At 66.3% G+C, this 17,547-nt stretch carries 10 protein-coding genes; 5 read left to right on the top strand and 5 right to left on the bottom strand.

The features are described 5' to 3' along the window. Positions 1–7 precede the first annotated feature (7 nt). From ACFWWR_RS42625 to ACFWWR_RS42615, 3 genes are all read left to right on the top strand, one after another. The gene (locus ACFWWR_RS42625; protein ID WP_384309534.1) at positions 8–3,958 is read left to right on the top strand and encodes an AAA family ATPase; all 3,951 of its coding nucleotides are present in this window, start codon (positions 8–10) and stop codon (positions 3,956–3,958) included. A gap of 11 nt (positions 3,959–3,969) precedes the next feature. Continuing rightward, positions 3,970–4,539: a hypothetical protein gene (locus ACFWWR_RS42620; RefSeq protein WP_384309532.1), complete on the top strand. Its 570-nt coding sequence runs from the start codon at positions 3,970–3,972 to the stop codon at positions 4,537–4,539. 442 nt (positions 4,540–4,981) lie between these two features. Beyond that, positions 4,982–5,287: a hypothetical protein gene (locus ACFWWR_RS42615; RefSeq protein WP_384309530.1), complete on the top strand. Its 306-nt coding sequence runs from the start codon at positions 4,982–4,984 to the stop codon at positions 5,285–5,287. Between the two features lie 554 nt (positions 5,288–5,841). Here the strand turns inward: ACFWWR_RS42615 and ACFWWR_RS42610 are convergent. The 5 genes from ACFWWR_RS42610 to ACFWWR_RS42590 all read right to left on the bottom strand — a co-directional run bounded on the left by ACFWWR_RS42610 (position 5,842) and on the right by ACFWWR_RS42590 (position 8,935). Then, a complete protein-coding gene (locus tag ACFWWR_RS42610) occupies positions 5,842–6,111 on the bottom strand; it encodes a cold-shock protein (RefSeq protein WP_384309527.1) in 270 nt (89 codons plus the stop codon). Between the two features lie 26 nt (positions 6,112–6,137). Beyond that, a complete protein-coding gene (locus ACFWWR_RS42605) occupies positions 6,138–6,659 on the bottom strand; it encodes a hypothetical protein (RefSeq protein WP_384309524.1) in 522 nt (173 codons plus the stop codon). 63 nt (positions 6,660–6,722) lie between these two features. Continuing rightward, positions 6,723–7,004 carry a hypothetical protein gene (locus ACFWWR_RS42600; protein WP_384309521.1) on the bottom strand — a complete coding sequence of 94 codons (282 nt, stop codon included), beginning with the start codon at positions 7,002–7,004 and terminating at the stop codon, positions 6,723–6,725. Next, positions 7,001–7,669, bottom strand: a complete 669-nt coding sequence (locus ACFWWR_RS42595; protein WP_384309519.1) for a hypothetical protein — start codon at positions 7,667–7,669, stop codon at positions 7,001–7,003. The genes ACFWWR_RS42600 and ACFWWR_RS42595 overlap by 4 nt, the downstream gene beginning before the upstream one ends. A 303-nt stretch (positions 7,670–7,972) precedes the next feature. Further along, positions 7,973–8,935 (bottom strand): MFS transporter, encoded by a 963-nt coding sequence (locus ACFWWR_RS42590; RefSeq protein ID WP_384309517.1) that lies wholly within the window; start codon positions 8,933–8,935, stop codon positions 7,973–7,975. Between the two features lie 443 nt (positions 8,936–9,378). Here ACFWWR_RS42590 and ACFWWR_RS42585 point away from each other — a divergent pair, with 443 nt between their 5' ends. Together ACFWWR_RS42585 and ACFWWR_RS42580 are read left to right on the top strand one after the other, a co-directional pair. Further along, positions 9,379–15,681: a DNRLRE domain-containing protein gene (locus ACFWWR_RS42585; RefSeq protein WP_384309515.1), complete on the top strand. Its 6,303-nt coding sequence runs from the start codon at positions 9,379–9,381 to the stop codon at positions 15,679–15,681. A gap of 518 nt (positions 15,682–16,199) precedes the next feature. Further along, positions 16,200–17,252 (top strand): FKBP-type peptidyl-prolyl cis-trans isomerase, encoded by a 1,053-nt coding sequence (locus tag ACFWWR_RS42580; protein ID WP_384309562.1) that lies wholly within the window; start codon positions 16,200–16,202, stop codon positions 17,250–17,252. Positions 17,253–17,547 lie beyond the last annotated feature (295 nt).

The raw sequence follows: 17,547 nt of genomic DNA, 5'->3' as shown, positions 1-17,547 counted from the left end.
AGGGTAGATGGATCAGGGGGACGACTACGTCGGGCGCCAATGGGCTCTCAACCACGTCTTGGAGAGCGTGAGCACGCCCCGCGGGTCAATATTGATCACGGGGCAGCCAGGCGCCGGGAAGTCACGGCTAGCACGGCGCGTAAACGAGGTCACCGCTGAGCCGACCCCAGGGCCTGTCACCGTGTGGCATGAGTGCCATGCGAACGACGACAACACTCTGGTCCCTTGGCAGTTGGTGGCTCGGCTGGTCAAGGAGTTGAGTGCTGCATCGCCCGACTACGTGGCGGCCCTCAGCCGACGGGCTGGCATGCCAGTGACCGTGGTCTCGCACGTCACGGTCGAGAATGCTCACGACTCGCAGGTCAGCGGCGTGTCCATCGAATCCCTGTCGCTGACTGGCGAGTCGGCTCGTTCCGCGCTGATCCGGTACGTGCGCGGCCCGCTCGAGGAGCTTGACGCCCCACCGGCTCTCGTGGTGCTGATCGACGGCCTCGACGAGGCGAACTCACCTGGTCTCGCAGCGGAGTTCGTGGACTTCGTCGTCCATGCGGTCGAGAGCTTACGACAGTCGCGGCTTGACGTCCGATTCGTGCTCACGTGCCGGACCGGTGAGCACACGGTCCTGGAACGCGTGGCTGACCGGCTTCTGGACCTCGACCGGGACGAACCCAACCCCGGCGAGGACATGTACGCCTACTGCCGAGCGCGCCTTGCCTCGACGGTCGAGGGCGCCGAACAGCTGGCCTGGATACTGGCCGGCAAGGCGTGCGGCAACTACTTGTACTCCCGCTACGCGATCAGCATGCTGAACGAGCCAGGTGTACCCCTGGAGGCGAGCAGCCTGCCAGACGGCCTGGACCATTTGTACGAGACCTTTCTCCAGCGCCGGGTCGCCCACAATCTGCGTAGCCTGCGCTGGCGCAAAGAGGTGCGTCCCACCCTCGCGGTCATCTCAGTGGCCCGTGAGCCGGGGATCTCCTCCGAGGACATCGCGGACATACTCGCCCTTCCTCGATCGGTTGTCGGCGACGTCCTCGCTGATCTGCAGGAATTTCTAAGGCTCGACGAGACAAGCGGATGCTGGCGGATCTTCCACGAGTCGTTCCGCAGTTTTCTGCACAGCTGGGCACCGCTGAAGATCAGTGCAGAAGAGGCACACGTCAATCTGGGCGAACACTTCCTGAAGGATCCGCAGCACGCGTCCCAGTACCTGCGTCCAAACTTTGCGCATCATCTCAACCGCGCTGGGCGGCATGCGCGCCTGTGCGACTATCTACTGGATGACGAGGGTGTCCACGACCTGCTGCGTGCCCTGCCCGCATCGCAGGCGCAGAGCATCTGGCAGACAGCCTGTGACTCTGCCCTTGAGCTTGAGGATCACCGGCGGATGGCCGGGCTGCTCGCCCGGCGACTCCAGCTGTCTGCAGGGTTGGGGACCGGCCGGGCACCCGACGCTGGGGGAAGGGAGACGACTCCCACGGATGCGTTTGGTGATCTCGGCGATTACGACCACGACGTGATCCGGAACCTGGCCCTGGCATGCCTTGAGGCGCTGCGGCCGTCGACCCGGCACCGCGCGGTGGAGCGGCTGAACCACATGATCCCTCGGTGCCAGTACGGTGTCCGGCCGACCTTGCAGTACGAAGCCGCGGTCCTACTCGCCGACCTGCACAAGGCCGATGCACTGCACCATCCAGCCCGGAAGCTGGCAGACGGCATCCTCGATTACTACGGGCTGGCGTTCATCCAGCGTTTCCGCATCGACTGCGACGCAGTTGTGCCGGCCGGATCCGATGCGCTGGACATCGATTCCGAGCGGTACCGGTTCGGGATCATGAAGTACGCCATCACGATGTCAGAACGCCGTCGCCGCGACGCCGACGCCATCGCCGCGGCGCACCTGATCTATGCAATGCCGAGGAAGAATCGCTGGAGAGCCCGGACCATCTTCGAAGATGTTGCGATGGCGGGGGCGCTGCCGTGGATTTCTCGAACCAGCGCCGGAGACCTGTCTGGCATCCTGTGCCGGACAGCGGGGTCGCCCCTCGACCATGCCGAGGTGCTGAGTAGTGTCGGCCGCCCTGAGGTGGCCTACGATGCGCCCTGCCGGAAGGCGGCAATCGCAGAGATCGAAAGCTGCCGGCACGACATCGAGGACGAGTCGACGGGGCTGTGGTGGGATCTGTATCGCGCAATTGCCTGGCGAAGGCATGGCTATGCCGACCGAGCGCATGGCCTTCTCACCAGCATCACGGACCGGATGCCGGACCTCGCAGGAGAGCTGGACGGTCGCTTCGTCATCCCGGTTCACCGCGACATCGTCCACGGCACCTGCCTGCAAGGCCTGGTGCTCGAGTGCGCCCTGGAGCTGGCCACACTCGGTGACTTCGAGCGCAGCAGGCGCCTCGCCGTCAGCCTGCTCGAGTTCGCAGCAGAGGACGGCGTCACCGCCTTTCTACATCTGGTGCATCAAATGCAATTCCGGGCAACGGCAGAGAGCGAGATCACACGCAGCATCGAACTGTTCTTCGCTCTGGCGGACCAAAATCTGCCTCGCCTGGCAGCCGATCTGGCCGCCTTCCAGGCAGCTCGCGGCTTCTCCGCGCTGATCGGACCCCAGCCACACCTTCAGAACATCGCAGAAGAGCGTCTACAGCGCCTGTGCACCGCCGAACAGATCACGCAGGATCCAGAAACCAGTCGGCCGGACGAAGCGACGGCCGTCCTCGCGGCCGCCCTGGCATACGCCTTCTACCGCTCTGGTAACACCGGCATGGGAGATCAGCTCCTGTGCATCGGCAACGCCGAGGCGAGGCGGCAACTCGCCGGACCGTACAGTGACATGGATCTCGCCCTCTTCCGCTACCTAGCTCTCAGCGGCGAGAGATCGCCCATCGCCAACCTGCTCCGAGACCACGAGCACAGCGAACTGCGGGGCTACGTCAAAGATCTGCGCAACTATCTAGCAGACCACGACGATCGCATGGGCGTCGCCCGGCTGAGCACTCTCCTAGATGATCAACAGCTGACCCTGTCGACGGCCTGCCTCCAGCTCCGCGCACTGAAACGTCCGATTCAGGCACCAGAAGCCGTGGAGAAATGCCGCGCCCTCACGGACTTCCCAATCCACCGAGTCCTGCTCCTCGCGTACGCCGCCGACATGGTGAGTGACGAACGGGAGGCAGTCTACGAGCAGATCGACCACGAGATCGAATTGGCGAAAGCCCGACTTCACTCCCGTGACAACAGTCTGGGTGGGAACAGGGACTATGACTTAGCCTACCGACTGTTCCAGCTAGAACCCGATTCCCTTGGGTGCCTTCTGGCCCTGGCTCTGGCGCGCTCGGGCCGGGCGGAGGAGTCCTTGCGATGGCGCGCCCGTGCAGCCTTGCGCCACGACGCTTTCCCCGACACGTTTCATCTTCTGGGCTTGATGGGGGCAGCTGGCAATGCGTATTACGAAGACAGATACGAGGCCACCAGTTTCGAGGGGCTAGATCCATACATCCCTGGGGCACACCTCGACGCTGACCGTCAGATCGCCGTGGCCTTGGCCGCTGCAGGCCAGACCGGGGCGGCCCGCGATCTGATCTTAGCGATTTCATCCGACGACAACCGCGATGTCGGTGATGGCTGGGGCTTGAGCGCGGCCGATCTGCATATCCAGATCGCCCTACGCGCCGCTGCCGAATGCGGAGCGATCGACCTTCTGTGCTCACTCCTGAAGCAGGTCCGCGACCGAGCGAAAGCAGCGGCCTGGGCTGCTGACCGCATCGGAGATGACTCACTATGCCAGCGCCCGGCTGTGCATCTGGGTTCTCTTACACGGCTCGCGGCTGCCGCGATGGGGGACCAGGCAAGCATGAAGCGGACTCTTGCTGCATTGATAGTCGCCGACCCAGATGCAGCCGTTGCAAAAGGTTCGCTTAAGTGGTTGGAAATCCTCGCACACGAGTAGGAGACAGATCTATGGTCGAGCCGCTGAGTATCGCTGTACTGACCGGCGTTGCACTCACCGAGGGCATCAAGTTCCTCTACGGACAATCCGATGCGATCCTGAAGCGTCGCGCCGAGACCAGGCAAGCGGCGGCACGTGGCGAGGAGACACCGGCAGAGCTAATCCCTGTGCAAACCCCCGACGTGATCGAGGGACGCCTGCAACCCATCCGCATCGATCCAGACGCAGCCGAGGAACTGGCTGATGTACTCAAAGACCTGCGTCGGCGGCTTGAGGACTACGCGCAAGGGTACGAGACGCCGTCCGACGGCAACCTCGACGTGCTGCGCGCGACGCAGGAACTGAGGAACGCGATCGAGGATGTGATCGGCCAGCGCATCACGTTCCGCGGGGAGAACCGCGCCTCGTCGGGCACACCTGTGGTGACAGGGCGGCTGATCGCCCAGGAAATCGAAGGCCGGGCGGCGGCCGTTTATGTAGAGGATGCGCGGTCGGGCCGGGTGGATGGCGAGCTCAAGGCAGACAAGGTCTCAGACGGCGGCGAGGCCAGCGCGGTGCGCATCACGAAGCTCGGTCACTGACAGATCAGCGTGGAGCGCGAGCCCAGTGGTGCGCGGCCTGCTCGGTGGGCCACGCTGCCAGCCCCTGAGCTTGAGTTTTGTCCTCGCGGGTCGAATCGTTCCTCGATCTCATCAACAGCTCCTGACCGCGCCACTGCGGGGGCCGCCCGGACGGCGGGCGGCCCCCGCAGCACTGTGGAAGGCCAACCGCCATGCGTCGCAGAGAATCGGGGCAGGTTGGGCAGGGAAGCCCGCTCCGGCCGCTTGAGCCGCCTGTGCTGGTCAGCATCGGGCCCTGAGGATGCCACCGCAGCACCGGGGCGGTCTTCGAGTGTCAACGGACGTGAATGTTCCTGACCTCTTGCACAATCTCCTCATGCAGCCGCTGCCGGTTCCCTGCCCTGCCCACCTCATCCCAGACGCCTCCGGCACCGATGCTTTCCACAAGGCATACAGGCAGGCCATGGCGCACCGCGCCGTGTTCGTCGCGATCGAATCCGACGGTCCGCGGTGGACCGTGAAGGCGGACACGCTCACCGCCGACCCCGGACACTCCGTCGACGACACCGTGAACAACGCTGTCCGGGACGCGATCATCCGCCTGGTCCACAACCGCGAGGTCGGCGCGGACGCCTACCCGGGACCGATCTACTTCATGATGCACAGCGTGTCGAGCGAAGAGCGGGCCCGCGAACTCGCGGCCGCACTCCACGCCGCCCTGCACGGAGACCTGGAACCTCTCAACCGCGCCGTGCCTCCCACGTCCTGACCTGACGCGAGAGGCCACAGACACAAACCACGAACGAGGAGCACAGCACATCGGCTGATTCCGCAATCAGCCGAGTGCCTGGCATGCCCGGCCTGCATCGTGTCCGAAATCAGAAGCACGTACCCAGGACTACCGACACTGTCGCAGCGACGATCGTGGCCGCGGCCAGAGCGACCATCGCCGTCCTGGCCGCCCTCATCCGTCGACCTGTGCAGGGTGCGAGGGCAGTCCCGGCGGAACCCTCCAGGGCGCGGGCGAACGTTTCCTCTCCACCGGCACCTCACGGGCCCGGGCGTCAGTCTCCCGCCGTTGCACGCACCACGCGCAGGTGTCCTCTGCATGGCCGGCAAGCCGGGCGTCGTCGGGACCCGGGTCCGGGCAGTTACCGAAGGCTTCCATGCCAGCTCAACGACCGGCTCGGGTCAAGCGGTCGGCACGTCACCCATTTGCCGCGGCACCCACGTTCAGCCGGACGCAGGGCGAGGGGCCTGGCCCGGCGACGGGGCCAGACCCCTCGGGGCGGGGGAGCCTCTTGCACCATTGCAGTGGACGGGCTAGCCGGCCTGCGGGCGCGCGGCCATCTCGCCTCCCGGTCCCCCGACTGGCGGACAGCCCGGTCCGGCAGCCTGTCGGATGTTGTCGGCCCGGACGCCCGCGGCGTCCAGGGTGACGTCGAAGAGCACCCGGCCGCCCACCACCAGCATGCAGTTGGCGTCGCCGTGAACCGCGGAGCGGTGTGCGACGGCATCAGGACCGCCGCTGTCCTGGGCGATAACGCCCAGTCCCCGTCCGGGATCGAACCACTTCACTACGCCGCTCGGCACGGACAACCCCCAGCTCTTGCCACTCTCTACTCCTCCACGTCACCGATGGCGACGCGCACCTCATGCATGCCTTCCAGAACCGCGATCACGGACGCTTCGGTCCGGTCCAGAGCCCGCCGGGTTCGCTCGACGTCGCCGTGTTCGAACTGGAGGTGGGCGCTGAGCACGTCCGCTGCCGCCACCACGGCCGCCCCAGAGGCAACCTGGCCCGCCGCAGTCTTCTCCTCCCCGCCGTCCATTAGCTGCACCGCAGTCCGCTGCAACCGGTTGACCAGCACGTTCGACGCAATGCCGCTCGAACCCACCTGCTCAGTCCATCCGAGCACCACGTCAGCGATGTCCTCGAACTGCTCGTCCTCACCCAGCCTCGTCGCTGCGGTGATCTCCAGCTCCGTCTTGGCCAGCAGAACTCCGAGCAGCCTCAACCGGTCGCCCTCCTGCGGCCCTTGCGGCCACAACTCCGGATCAAGGACCGGCTCAGCCCCCAACGCAACCAGGGCTGCATAGATCCGATCCGCACCCGCCGGATGGTCGCTTCCGATACTCACACCCCATCAACGACCACCCCCTTGATCAGGCACGACCTTCAGAAACAGGCACTGATCACCTCTTCACGTGATGGCGTCGTTCCGCTGCGCCAAGCCCAATTCGCCACAAGCAGGTTGTGTTGCGCTATCCCTAGCGCAACACGCTGACTTGCCAAGGAAGAAGAACCTGTCCGGGTAGAGGCCGTCGTCGTTCGGAGCTCCGATGCCGGCGACGTACAGCCCGCGGTAGACGACGAACCCGTTGTCAGCCGCGTCTTCTCCCTCGGGGGTCCAGATGCCTTCGGCGGGGACCGTGGTGCCGTCGTCGGCCTCGCTGGTCTCGATCTCGTACAGGGCCGTGGTCATGCCGACACCTCGCGGGCGATGGCGGCCGCCAGGAGCACGGTGGCGTCGGTCTCGTACGGGTTGTCGTAGCTCTCGTAGTCGCTGACGTCGAACGGCGCGGCCTTCGCGGTGACCGTGCATCCGGGGACGACTATGGTCGCCTTGCCCGCCAGCTCGGTGTTGAGTCGGTCGGCGTCGCGGGAAGCGAGCCAGGTCTGGAAGTAGGGGCCGATACGGAGCAGCGTGTAGCCGGTGCCGTCGCTGCGGCGTGCTTCGACGTGGACGCCGTAGTTCGCCGGGGCCATGCCGACGTCGTCGGGGAGGTCCAGGCCCGCCGCGGCGTGGGTGAGCGGCGCGTAGGCCGGATTCCACACACCGAGGATGGTGGTCGTCTCGCAGCGCAGCCAGCCCAGCTTCCGGTAGCGCTCGCCGTACGGCGTGTACGAGCCACCGGGGTGTTGCAGGGCGACGGCGATGATGTCGGGTCCGTGGTCGTCACCCGGACGCGGGTGAGCGCGCTCTACGAACGGGCCGACCCGGACGGCGAGGTCCTGGCATTGGCCGGGGGTCCAGGGCTCCGGGTCGCGCAGGGCGGCGAGCAGTGCGCGGAACTGGTCGACGGCGGCTTGGTCCTCGAGGCTGAGGGCGCCGGGCGCGTGGCCGCAGCGGCGGAAGAGACGCTTCATCGGGTGGCCTCCTGCGTGGAGCTGGCGTTGGCGGTGCCGTTGGCGGGCGTCTTGAGCACGCGTGGCAAGTGGACGTGGCGGTGCTCGACTTCGACCTCACGGCCCCGGTCGCGAAGTGCGCGGGCAAGGATTTCGGTGAGGCCGCTTGCACTTTTCCGGATTAAGGCATGTGAGGGCTTCTCCGCCTGTTCCTAGGACGTCGCTGGCGTCAACGCAGGAGCAGGCTGACGCTGCAACGGCCACCGCTGAGCCGTCAGTGCCCTTCCGCCCACTGACGATCAACGGTGGCCGCGGCGCTGGGTGCTAGCCAGTCATGTCGGCGGTCTCGGCCGCGCTGGTGGCCTCTTGCTGTGGAAGCGCACCCGCTGGCGGTGCTTGCCGCACGGCCCGGTTGGCCGTGGTGAGGAGGGCCAGGATGAGCAGCCATGCTCCGCAGAGCCAGACCAGCGGCTTGGCACCCAGTGTGGTGATCAGGGCGCCGCCCGCGAGTGTGCCGATCGACAAGGCTCCCGTGGTGAGCGTGGAGACCGCGCTCGTGGCCCGGCCTCGCAGCTCATCGGGGGTGATGGCCAACTGGTGGGTGGTCATGGCCACCGCATAGATCGGGGCCACCAGCGACTCGGCGGCCGCGACCGCTGCCAGCAGCAGCGGGTTGGGCGCGAGCGCGTACAGCGGGAACATCAATGCCTCCAACCACAGCATCACCACGGCGATCCGGCCCAGCGGGAAGCGTCGCGTCGCCCTGTCCGAGACCAGCGCCCCCGCCATGGCGCCGACCGCCGCGCCGCTGAAGATGACGCCGATCCACAGCGGCGAGGCACCCACCTGCCGGGCGAGAGTGATGATCAACAGGTAGCCAGCGCCGTAACGTACCTTGTCAGCGGCCGAGACCAGGGTGAGGAAGCGGATGACGGGCTGACGCCAGAGCCAGCCGAGCCCCTCTCGGATCTCGGTGGTGAGCCGAGACGTCGTCCGCACGTCCTGCCGGTCCACTTGGAATCGAGCACGCATCAAACGCAGCGACGCCGCGGACACTGCGAAGGAAACCGCGTTGACGGCGAACGGCACGGTTCGGCCGACGGCGTAGAGCGCGCCGGTGAGTGAGGCTCCGAAGATGCCCACCGCGCTGGCGGCGGACTGCGAGTAGCCGAGGGCGGCGGACAGCTGGCGCGGACCAACCACGTTGGGCAACGCCGCTGTGTTCGCCACCTGGAAGAGAGTGGTCAGGATCCCGGCAAGCACCGCTGTCGCATACAGCTGGGGCATGCCACCGACTGGGTGGCCCTCAAATCCCGCTGGCAGCTCTGCAGTCCCGTTTCGGGCGTCCCGGCTGTCCCCAGTGACGGGAGCGGGCCCGACTCCCGCCGTACAGCCGCGCTGGGCGCGCGCGGCGAGACTGCAGCGATCTTGTCGTTTTCTTACCGATTGCTCCGCTTCTTCTTTCAGTTCTTATAAAAATCTTAAAACAGTACAGAGGGTGCGGTCGCAGGCTCAACTGGCTACTACCTTCGGCCCGAAGTGTATGAAGGCGGCTTAATCGGGACGACCGGAGGCCACTGTCGCGAACAGCCCTTTAACGCTCCTTGGTGACCTGCATGACTAGATTTGAATATCTGGTGCTCTTTCAGTGGCTGAAATCTGACCCCTCCGTGAAGATCAGCTCGTTTCTGTTGACTCCGTATTGCGGAGCGTAGGGGAGGGAGCTGATCGTGCGTCACAGACCCGTGGCCCATGGCAGATCGAGAAGGGGCCGGGTGCGCCAGGCGCGACGGCTGCGGCAGATAGCCATCGGCGTCGTCATGCTGTTCGCGACCGAGGCAGCACTGGTATCGCAGGACACCGGCATCGCGTTCGCCACGCCGGCTACCGATGTTTCGGCGGCGTCGCCCACCGAGTCACCGGGTCCGGCGGAGGCGCAGGATGAGGCGTCGGCGGTTCTGATGGCCCGGTTGCAGGGCCGGAAGATCGAGGTGCTGTCGGAGCGGGCGGCAGACTCGACGACGTACGCGCTGCCCAGTGGGGAGCTGGAGACGGCGGCGTACGCGGGTCCGATCCGGGTGAAGCAGGCGGGGGTGTGGAAGGGCATCGACACCGCGCTGTCCGACACCGGTGCCGACCTCACTCCTACGGTGGCGGCTGCCGACATTGCGGTCTCGGACGGAGGGGACACCAATCTGGCGTCGGTGACCAAGGGCACGGAGTCCTTCGGATTGGGCTGGCAGGACAAGCTGCCCACGCCGACGGTGAAGAACAGCACCGCCTCCTATGACCTGGGCAGCGGCCAGACCCTCTCGGTGACCGCGCTGGCGCAGGGATTCTCCGAGAACATCAAGCTGGCCCAGCAGCCCGATGACGATGCTGTGTCGTACCGGATCCCGCTGGACCTGGACGGGCTGAAGCTGTCCCAGGCCGACTCCGGGCACCTGCTGCTGAAGAACAGCGCAGGTGACCTGGTCGCCGAGGCGCCGGCGCCGATGATGTGGGACGCCTCCAAGGACCCGGCGTCCGGCGAGTCCGCCCACCAGGAGCAGGTCACAACCAAGGTAGAGACCGCGGACGACGGTGCACAGACCCTGGTGCTCACCCCGGACCACGACTTCCTGGCGAGTGCGACCTACCCGGTGACCGTCGACCCGACGTCCACGCTCGCGGTGACCACGGACACGTGGGTGCAGACCCCGGACTACACCGACTCGCAGGTGTCCTCGACCGAGCTGAAGTCGGGGACGTACGACGGCGGCAGCGACATCGCGCGCGCGTACCTGAAGTTCGATGTGTCGAAGTTCGCCGGCAAGCACATCACCGACACCAACCTGGCGCTGTACTCGTACTACTCCTCGACCTGCTCCACTTCGGGCCCGGGCACGCAGGTGCGGCGGATCACCTCGTCGTGGTCGTCGTCGGACGTCACCTGGTCCGTCCAGCCGTCGACCACGACGACCGGCGCGGTGACCAGTACGGCGGCCAAGGGCTACTCCAGTACCGACTGCCCGGCTGGCACGGTGAACTTCGACATCGATGCGATCGTGCAGGCGTGGGCGAGCGGATCGGCCAACTACGGGCTGCAGATCCGCGGCGCGGACGAGAGTGACTCGCTGACCTGGAGGCGTTTCCGGTCTGCGAACTACGCCTCGGGCGACACCTCGGTCGAGCCGCATCTGACGGTCACTTACAACTCGTACGCCACGACCAGTGCGCTGGCGATCTCGCCGAGCAGTGTGAACGCCTACAGCGGCAAGCGGTACGTGACCACGTACACACCGACCCTGTCGGCGAAGGTGACGGACGCGGACGGCTCGTCGGCCAAGGCGCAGTTCGAGATCACCAATGACCCCTCGTACTCCGGTGAGACGTCGTACTCCTACACCGGCACCTCATCCTCGGTGGCCTCCGGCTCCACCGCGAAACTGACCATCCCGTCCGCGAGCCAGCTGACCGGGTCGCATCTGCGGATGCGGGTGCGCGGCTACGACGACACCGACTACGGCGCCTGGTCGTCGTACATCTACTTCGTGCCGAACGTCGCCAAACCCGCTGCCCCCTCCATCACCTGCGCCGCCTACCCGCAGGACACCTGGACGGCGAAGGCGTCCGGGGCAGTGACCTGCACGCTGGACACTTCCTCCGGCGACGGCCAGGGCTACCTGTGGGGCCTGGACGATGCCGCCACACCGAAGTCGGTCTACGACACCGCCGACGGCAACGGCGGTGACCCGCTGACCATCTCCATCACGCCGGGCGAGGACTGGCACAAGCTGTATGCCAAGACGATCGACTCCGGCGGCAATCTCTCCACCACCGTCACCCAGTACGCCTTCGGCGTCGGCAGCGCGGCCCTGCTCGCTCCGGGCGACGGCGACCGCCCCGCTCGCCGGGTCGCCCTTGCCGCCACGGCCAAGCCCACGTACACCGGCGTGACCTACCAGTACCGCCGCGGCGAGACCGACACCTGGCACACCGTGCCGCTCACGGACGTTACCAAGAACGCCGACGGCACGGCGGTCACCTCCTGGCCACTTGCCGCACCGAATGGCGCCCCGCAGGCGCTGACTTGGAACATCACCACCACACTGGCAGAGGACGGCCCGATCGACGTCCGCGCCGTCTTCACCGACGGCACCAGCACCAGCTACTCTCCGCCGAACACCGTGACAGTCGACCGCAACGCCGGCAATGCGCCCTCTCAGGAGGTTGGGCCCGGCGACGTCAACATGCTGACCGGTGACTTCACCCTGAGCCAGGACGATGCCAGTGCCTTCGGCATCAGCATCGACCGCACTGCCTCCTCACGGGGTGCCACCACCGGCGAGGATGTGGAGGGCCAGGCGGCCATCTTCGGTCCCGGCTGGATCTCCGGCGTCACGGCGGAGCGCACCGGGACGGACTGGAGCACGGTGCGTCAGACTTCGGCTACCTCGGTGGAGGTCCTCGACGCCGACGGCACGGCGGTGGGCTTCACCGCCACCAGTGCCGGCGGCTGGCAGCCCGAGCCGGGCTTGGAGGACTTGACGCTGACCAGCAAGGACAGCGCAGGCGTTACGACCAACGATCTGACGAAGATCTCGATCTTCACCCTGCAGGCGGCGAGCGGCGCCACCACCACGTTCGCCAAGGTTGACCCGGCCGCCACCGCCTGGCAGGCCACCACTTCCTATCTGGCTACCGCCACCTCCACCGTCACGGTGGTCTCGGAGAAGGTCGTGGTGGGCAGTCAGACCCTGGCGCGCCCGAAGTACCTGATCGCGCCGACCACCGCGGTGTCCAACGCCACGTGTGCGACGACCCCGTCGGCGAAGGGCTGCCGACTGCTGGAGTTCGTGTACTCCAGCACCACCTCGGCCACCGACACAGTCTTCGGCGAGTACGCCGGAACGGTGAAGGAGATCAAGCAGTGGTCCACCGAGCCGGGCGCCTCGGCGGCCACGGCCAAGACCGTGCAGTGGTATCAGTACGACGGCACCGGACACCTGCGCCGCACCTGGAGTCGAGCGATCAGCCCGGCGACGCTGACCGAATACGGCTACGACGCCGCGAACCGGGTCACCAAGCTCACGCAGCCCGGCGAACTGCCGTGGACCCTCAGCTACGGCAAGGCCGGCAATGCCGCCACCGCCGGTGACGGCATGCTCCTCACCGCGTCCCGGCCGGGCCTGAAGCAGGGCACCGCCGACGTCACCGAGGGCACCGCGGCGATCAGCGTGGTCTACGACGTGCCAATGTCCGGCACAGCCGCGCCCTACCCCATGGCCCCCGCAGACGTCGCAGCCTGGGGGCAGGCGGACGTGCCGACCGACGCCACGGCGGTCTTCCCTGCTGACGCCGTCCCGGCTTCCCACGACGGGCAGACCCTGACGGCCAGTGCATACCGGCGGGCCGGGATCAGCTACGTGGACGCCTCAGGCCGGCAGGTCAACACCGCTGCGCCCGGCGGGCACATCGACGCCACTGAGTACGACCACCTCGGCAACGAGCTGCGGGAGCTTTCCGCAGGCAATCGGGAGCTCGCCCTCGCCACCAGCGGGAGCGGTCTGGATACGCTCACCCGGCTGGACCTCAGCGCAATCTCGACCGCAGAACGCGCTGAAGCCCTGTCCACTCTCCACGTGTTCAGCAGCAACGGCCAGCAGGAAGTCGAGTCTTTCGGCCCGCTGCACCTGGCAACCCTCACCGGCACACTCAAGGCCGGCACCGGGGGGACCGACCTCCCGGCGGGAACCGAGGAGGCGGTCAGGCAGCACACGGTGATCGCCTACGACGAGGGCCGTCCCACCGACGGCAGCGCCAAGGTCAGCGGCCTGCCCACCACCGTGACCACCGGGGCGCACGTCGACGGCTACCCGGCCGACGGCGATGCGGAAGCCACCAAGACCACCTACGACTGGGTCAAGGGCCAGGCCATCAGCACCATCGAGGATGCCGGTGGCAAGAACCTGACCAAGACCACCGCCTACGACGCCCAGGGCCGGATCACCAAGACCACGCTGCCCAAGTCGACGGGCGCTGACGCCGGGGCAACCGTGACCACCTACTGGTCGGCCACTGGCACCGGCGCCTGCAACGGCCGCCCGGAATGGGCTGACCTGGTCTGCTCCACCGGACCGGCTGGGGCGATCACCGGTGGTGGCTCCAATCCCGCCCAACTGCCCACGAAGACCGTCGAATACGACTGGTGGGGACGGCCAATCAAGGTCTCAGAGACGGCCAACGGCGTCACCCGCACCACCACGATCACCACGGACAGCCTCGGCCGGATCTCCAGCAGCAGCGTCGCCGGCGGCGTGGGCACGGCCATGCCGGACACCACCACCACCTACGACGCGAGCAGCGGTCAGATCGCCACCCAGACGGCCAACGGCCAGACCATCACCACCCGCTACGACAAACTCGGGCGCCAGATCAGCTACAACGACGGCGCAGGCAACACCACCACCACCGAGTACGACCTCCTGGACCGCCCGGTCAAGATGGCCGACTCCGCACCCTCCACCAACACCATCACCTACGACACGGCGCTGGATCCCCGCGGCCTTCCCACGTCCCTCACCGACTCGGTCGCCGGCACCTTCGCGGCGACCTATGGTTCCGAGGGCGAACTCCTCACCGAGAAGCTGCCCGGCGGCTACACGCTCACCGTCGGCACCGACAACGTCGGCCAGACGACCTCGCAGGTGTACAGCCGTGACAGCGACGGCACGATCGTGCTCGCCGACACGGGCGACTACTCCGTCCACGGACGCCTCGTGCACCACACCGGAACCGCCGGCGACACGACAGAACAGGGATACACCTACGACAAGGTCGGACGCCTGACCGGCACCGACGACACAGCCGCCGACGGCAGCTGCACCCGACGCACCTACGGCTTCGACGACAACAGCAACCGCATGTCCCTGGCCACTTCGACCAGCGAGCCCGGAACGGCGTGCGCCGACACCGGAGCCACGACAGCCATCAGCGCCTACGACAGCGCTGACCGGCTCATCGCGTCCGGCATCACCTACGACGCTTTCGGCCGTACAACCCAGCAGGCCAGCGGAGCTGCCATCAACTACTACGTCAACGACCTGGTCCGCCGGCAGACCGTAGGCGCCAACCGTCAGACCTGGGACCTGGATGCCGCCGGCCGCCTGGCGACATGGACCACGGAGACCCAGGGCGCGGACCAGACCTGGACTCAGACCGGCCATAAAACCAACCACTACGGCTCGGAAGGAGACAGCCCTGACTGGATCACCGAGGACTCCAGTGGAACGATCGCCCGCACCGTCCGCGGCCTGACAGGCAGCCTGGAAGCCGTCACCAGCGCAAGCGGGGACGTGGTGCTCCAGCTCACCACCCTCCACGGGGATCTGGGAGTACAACTGCCGCTCGACACCACAAAGAACCCCGTCGTGCTGAGGCAAGACGAATTCGGGAACCCGGTATCCGGCAGTGCAACCGCTCGCTACGGCTGGCTCGGAGCACCCCAGCGCTCCAGCGAAACGGCCACGGGATCGGTCCTCATGGGCGTGCGGCTCTACGACCCCACGAGCGGACGATTCCTCTCAACCGACCCAATCCCTGGTGGTAACGCAAACGCCTACGACTATGCGTTCGGGGATCCGGTCAACGGGCTGGATATTGATGGCAGATGGAGCTGGTGGAAAACACACTACTGGTCCTGGGGCAGAGTCACCGTACACGTCTGGAGCTGGTGGTCTTCCCATGACTACAGCCCACACGCCGGTGGCTCCATATACCTTTACCTGACCCACTATGAGACTGGGAAGGTAGCTGCTCACCTAACCAGGTGGTGGGACAGGGTCGGAACCGCGCTGGCGTTCGTTTCCTTTATCACGGGAAATTGGTACGTCGGGCTTGCGGCGGCACTCTTTTGGCTCTACGGGTACTGGGTCCAGGATGTCGCGGACTACGCTTACAAGCACGGTCAGTGCTTGCGCGTTAAGGCTGCGGACGGCACAAAGAAGTACTATTACTACTCCTACATGTACCCGTCACACGTCCGCTGTTAGGGCCCCGAGAACTCAGGCTTGACCTGAAGATCGGTCGGATCCGTTTGCGGGCCGCAGTAGTTTTTGCGGCCCGCAAACGGATCCGAGACGAAACCAACTGTCACTGTGGTTCACATCCGAGAAGGTTGAAAATGAAAAACGTTCCATTTCGGCTATGGGTGTCCATTCTGATGGCCGCATGTGGCCTCTTTCGGTTCGCGCAATATCATTTCTGGTCAGACTCGATGCATCACCCGCGAGTGCTGGAGAGTGCCGCAGAATTCTTTCTCGCTGCATGGGTGATGGCCGTGGGGCACTATGCCCTCGAATCAAGAGCCTGGAAGGCCAGAAAGGCGCGAAAGCATCAGAAGGCTCTTAGCTGACGAAAGCGGGGGTCCGCCAGGCATCGAAGGCCAGGACCGGCCGAGCAATCACTATCTCATCCCAACGTGCCGCAATTTGCCTGGCCTATGCGGGTTCCCGCACAGAGGAGATGGTCACCGCTTGGGTGCCAGGCAGCCAGCCCAAGCATCCAAGTGATGGCTATCCAGCGAATTTCCCAGATCAGGAAAGAAATGATGCGTCGTACTGCAATAGCTGCCGTCTCCTGCGCGGTCCTTCTTACCGGATGCAGCGGCACGGATTCCTCCTCGACGCAGAAGCAAGAGTATCGTCCGCTGCCTGCCCCCACCGTCTCCGTGTCCCGGGAGCACGTACCCGCCTCCGTCACCACGGATGCCGAGCTGCCGACTGTCTCCGGCAGCTTCGGTCACAAGGCCACCATCACCATTCCCCATGCCAAGCCGAGCGGGAAGTTCGTCGTCACAGCCCTCGCAGAAGGGCAAGGCCACAAGGCTCAGAACGGGGACGTCGTCATCGTCGACTACACGGCAAAGACCTGGAAGAGCGCAAAAGCCCTGCCCGGCACCTACGGCAAAGGCGATGCCCCCAAGGTGTTCCCGGTGGGCAAGGGAGCGGTGATACCCGCCTTGGACCGCGCCGTTCACGGACAGCGGGCCGGCAGCCGGGTGCTGGTGGTGGCCCCGCCGGCTGCCGCTTACGGCACGACCGGCGATGCCCGTCTGGGTGTTTCGGCCACCGAGACCGTCGTCTTCGTGGTCGATGTCGTGAAGGTCCTGGCCGTAGACGCCATCGTCTCCGGGGACCAGCGCTCGGTCTCCAAGGAACTGCCCGCGGTGAAGGTGGGTCGCTCGCCCGCCGCGATCGCGGTGCCCGATGCCGCCGCGCCCAGGCGCCTGGAGTCCAGCACGCTCGTCAGCGGCTCCGGCCCGAAGGTGAAAGCCGGTCAGACAGTGGTGCTCCAGTACTCCGGCGCGGTCTGGGAGGACAACCGCGGAAAGGACCGGGCCACACTCTTCGACTCTTCCTGGGCGCAGCACCAACCCGCCACGGTCATCATTGGCCGCGGTAACGTCATCCAGGGCTGGGACACGGCCCTGGTCGACGCAAAGGTGGGCAGCAGACTCCTGCTCGTCGTCCCACCCAGCCTCGGCTACGGCGCTCAGGCCCGGAAGGGCATCCCGGCCCGGTCCACCCTCGTCTACGTCGTCGACATTCTGTGGGCAGAATAACTGCGTGTCGGCTTGCCCAGATTGGGGCCAGCCTGGGACCGGTAGGTGTTCACTCCGTCGAAGTCCAGCGTGCAGTGACGGTGCGTCGCCAGCGTGCAGTGCGGACACGGCACCGTCAGCGAGGGCTGGCTTCGCGCATGGATTCCTACACCGGGGACGTGGCCGGCATCGGCGGGTGCGTACGGCAGCTGCACGGCTGGGGGCACTGTCACGTTGGCTGACCGGTGGGATGATCTTCTGGTTGATCAGCCTGGGAAGGGTCGTCCGTGGGGAGCGCGTCGCTGTCGTACAAGGG

It is taken from the genome of Streptomyces sp. NPDC058678, from assembly GCF_042714835.1.
Classification (GTDB): Bacteria; Actinomycetota; Actinomycetes; order Streptomycetales; family Streptomycetaceae; genus Streptomyces.
This window is presented reverse-complemented; position numbering and strand designations above follow the sequence as displayed.

Coding starts and splice junctions, on each gene's coding strand:
- ACFWWR_RS42625 (WP_384309534.1), top strand. CDS start 8: ATGGATCAGGGGGACGACTACGTCGGGCGCCAATGGGCTCTCAACCAC.
- ACFWWR_RS42620 (WP_384309532.1), top strand. CDS start 3,970: ATGGTCGAGCCGCTGAGTATCGCTGTACTGACCGGCGTTGCACTCACC.
- ACFWWR_RS42615 (WP_384309530.1), top strand. CDS start 4,982: ATGGCGCACCGCGCCGTGTTCGTCGCGATCGAATCCGACGGTCCGCGG.
- ACFWWR_RS42600 (WP_384309521.1), bottom strand. CDS start 7,004: ATGACCACGGCCCTGTACGAGATCGAGACCAGCGAGGCCGACGACGGC.
- ACFWWR_RS42595 (WP_384309519.1), bottom strand. CDS start 7,669: ATGAAGCGTCTCTTCCGCCGCTGCGGCCACGCGCCCGGCGCCCTCAGC.
- ACFWWR_RS42590 (WP_384309517.1), bottom strand. CDS start 8,935: ATGCCCCAGCTGTATGCGACAGCGGTGCTTGCCGGGATCCTGACCACT.
- ACFWWR_RS42580 (WP_384309562.1), top strand. CDS start 16,200: ATGGCTATCCAGCGAATTTCCCAGATCAGGAAAGAAATGATGCGTCGT.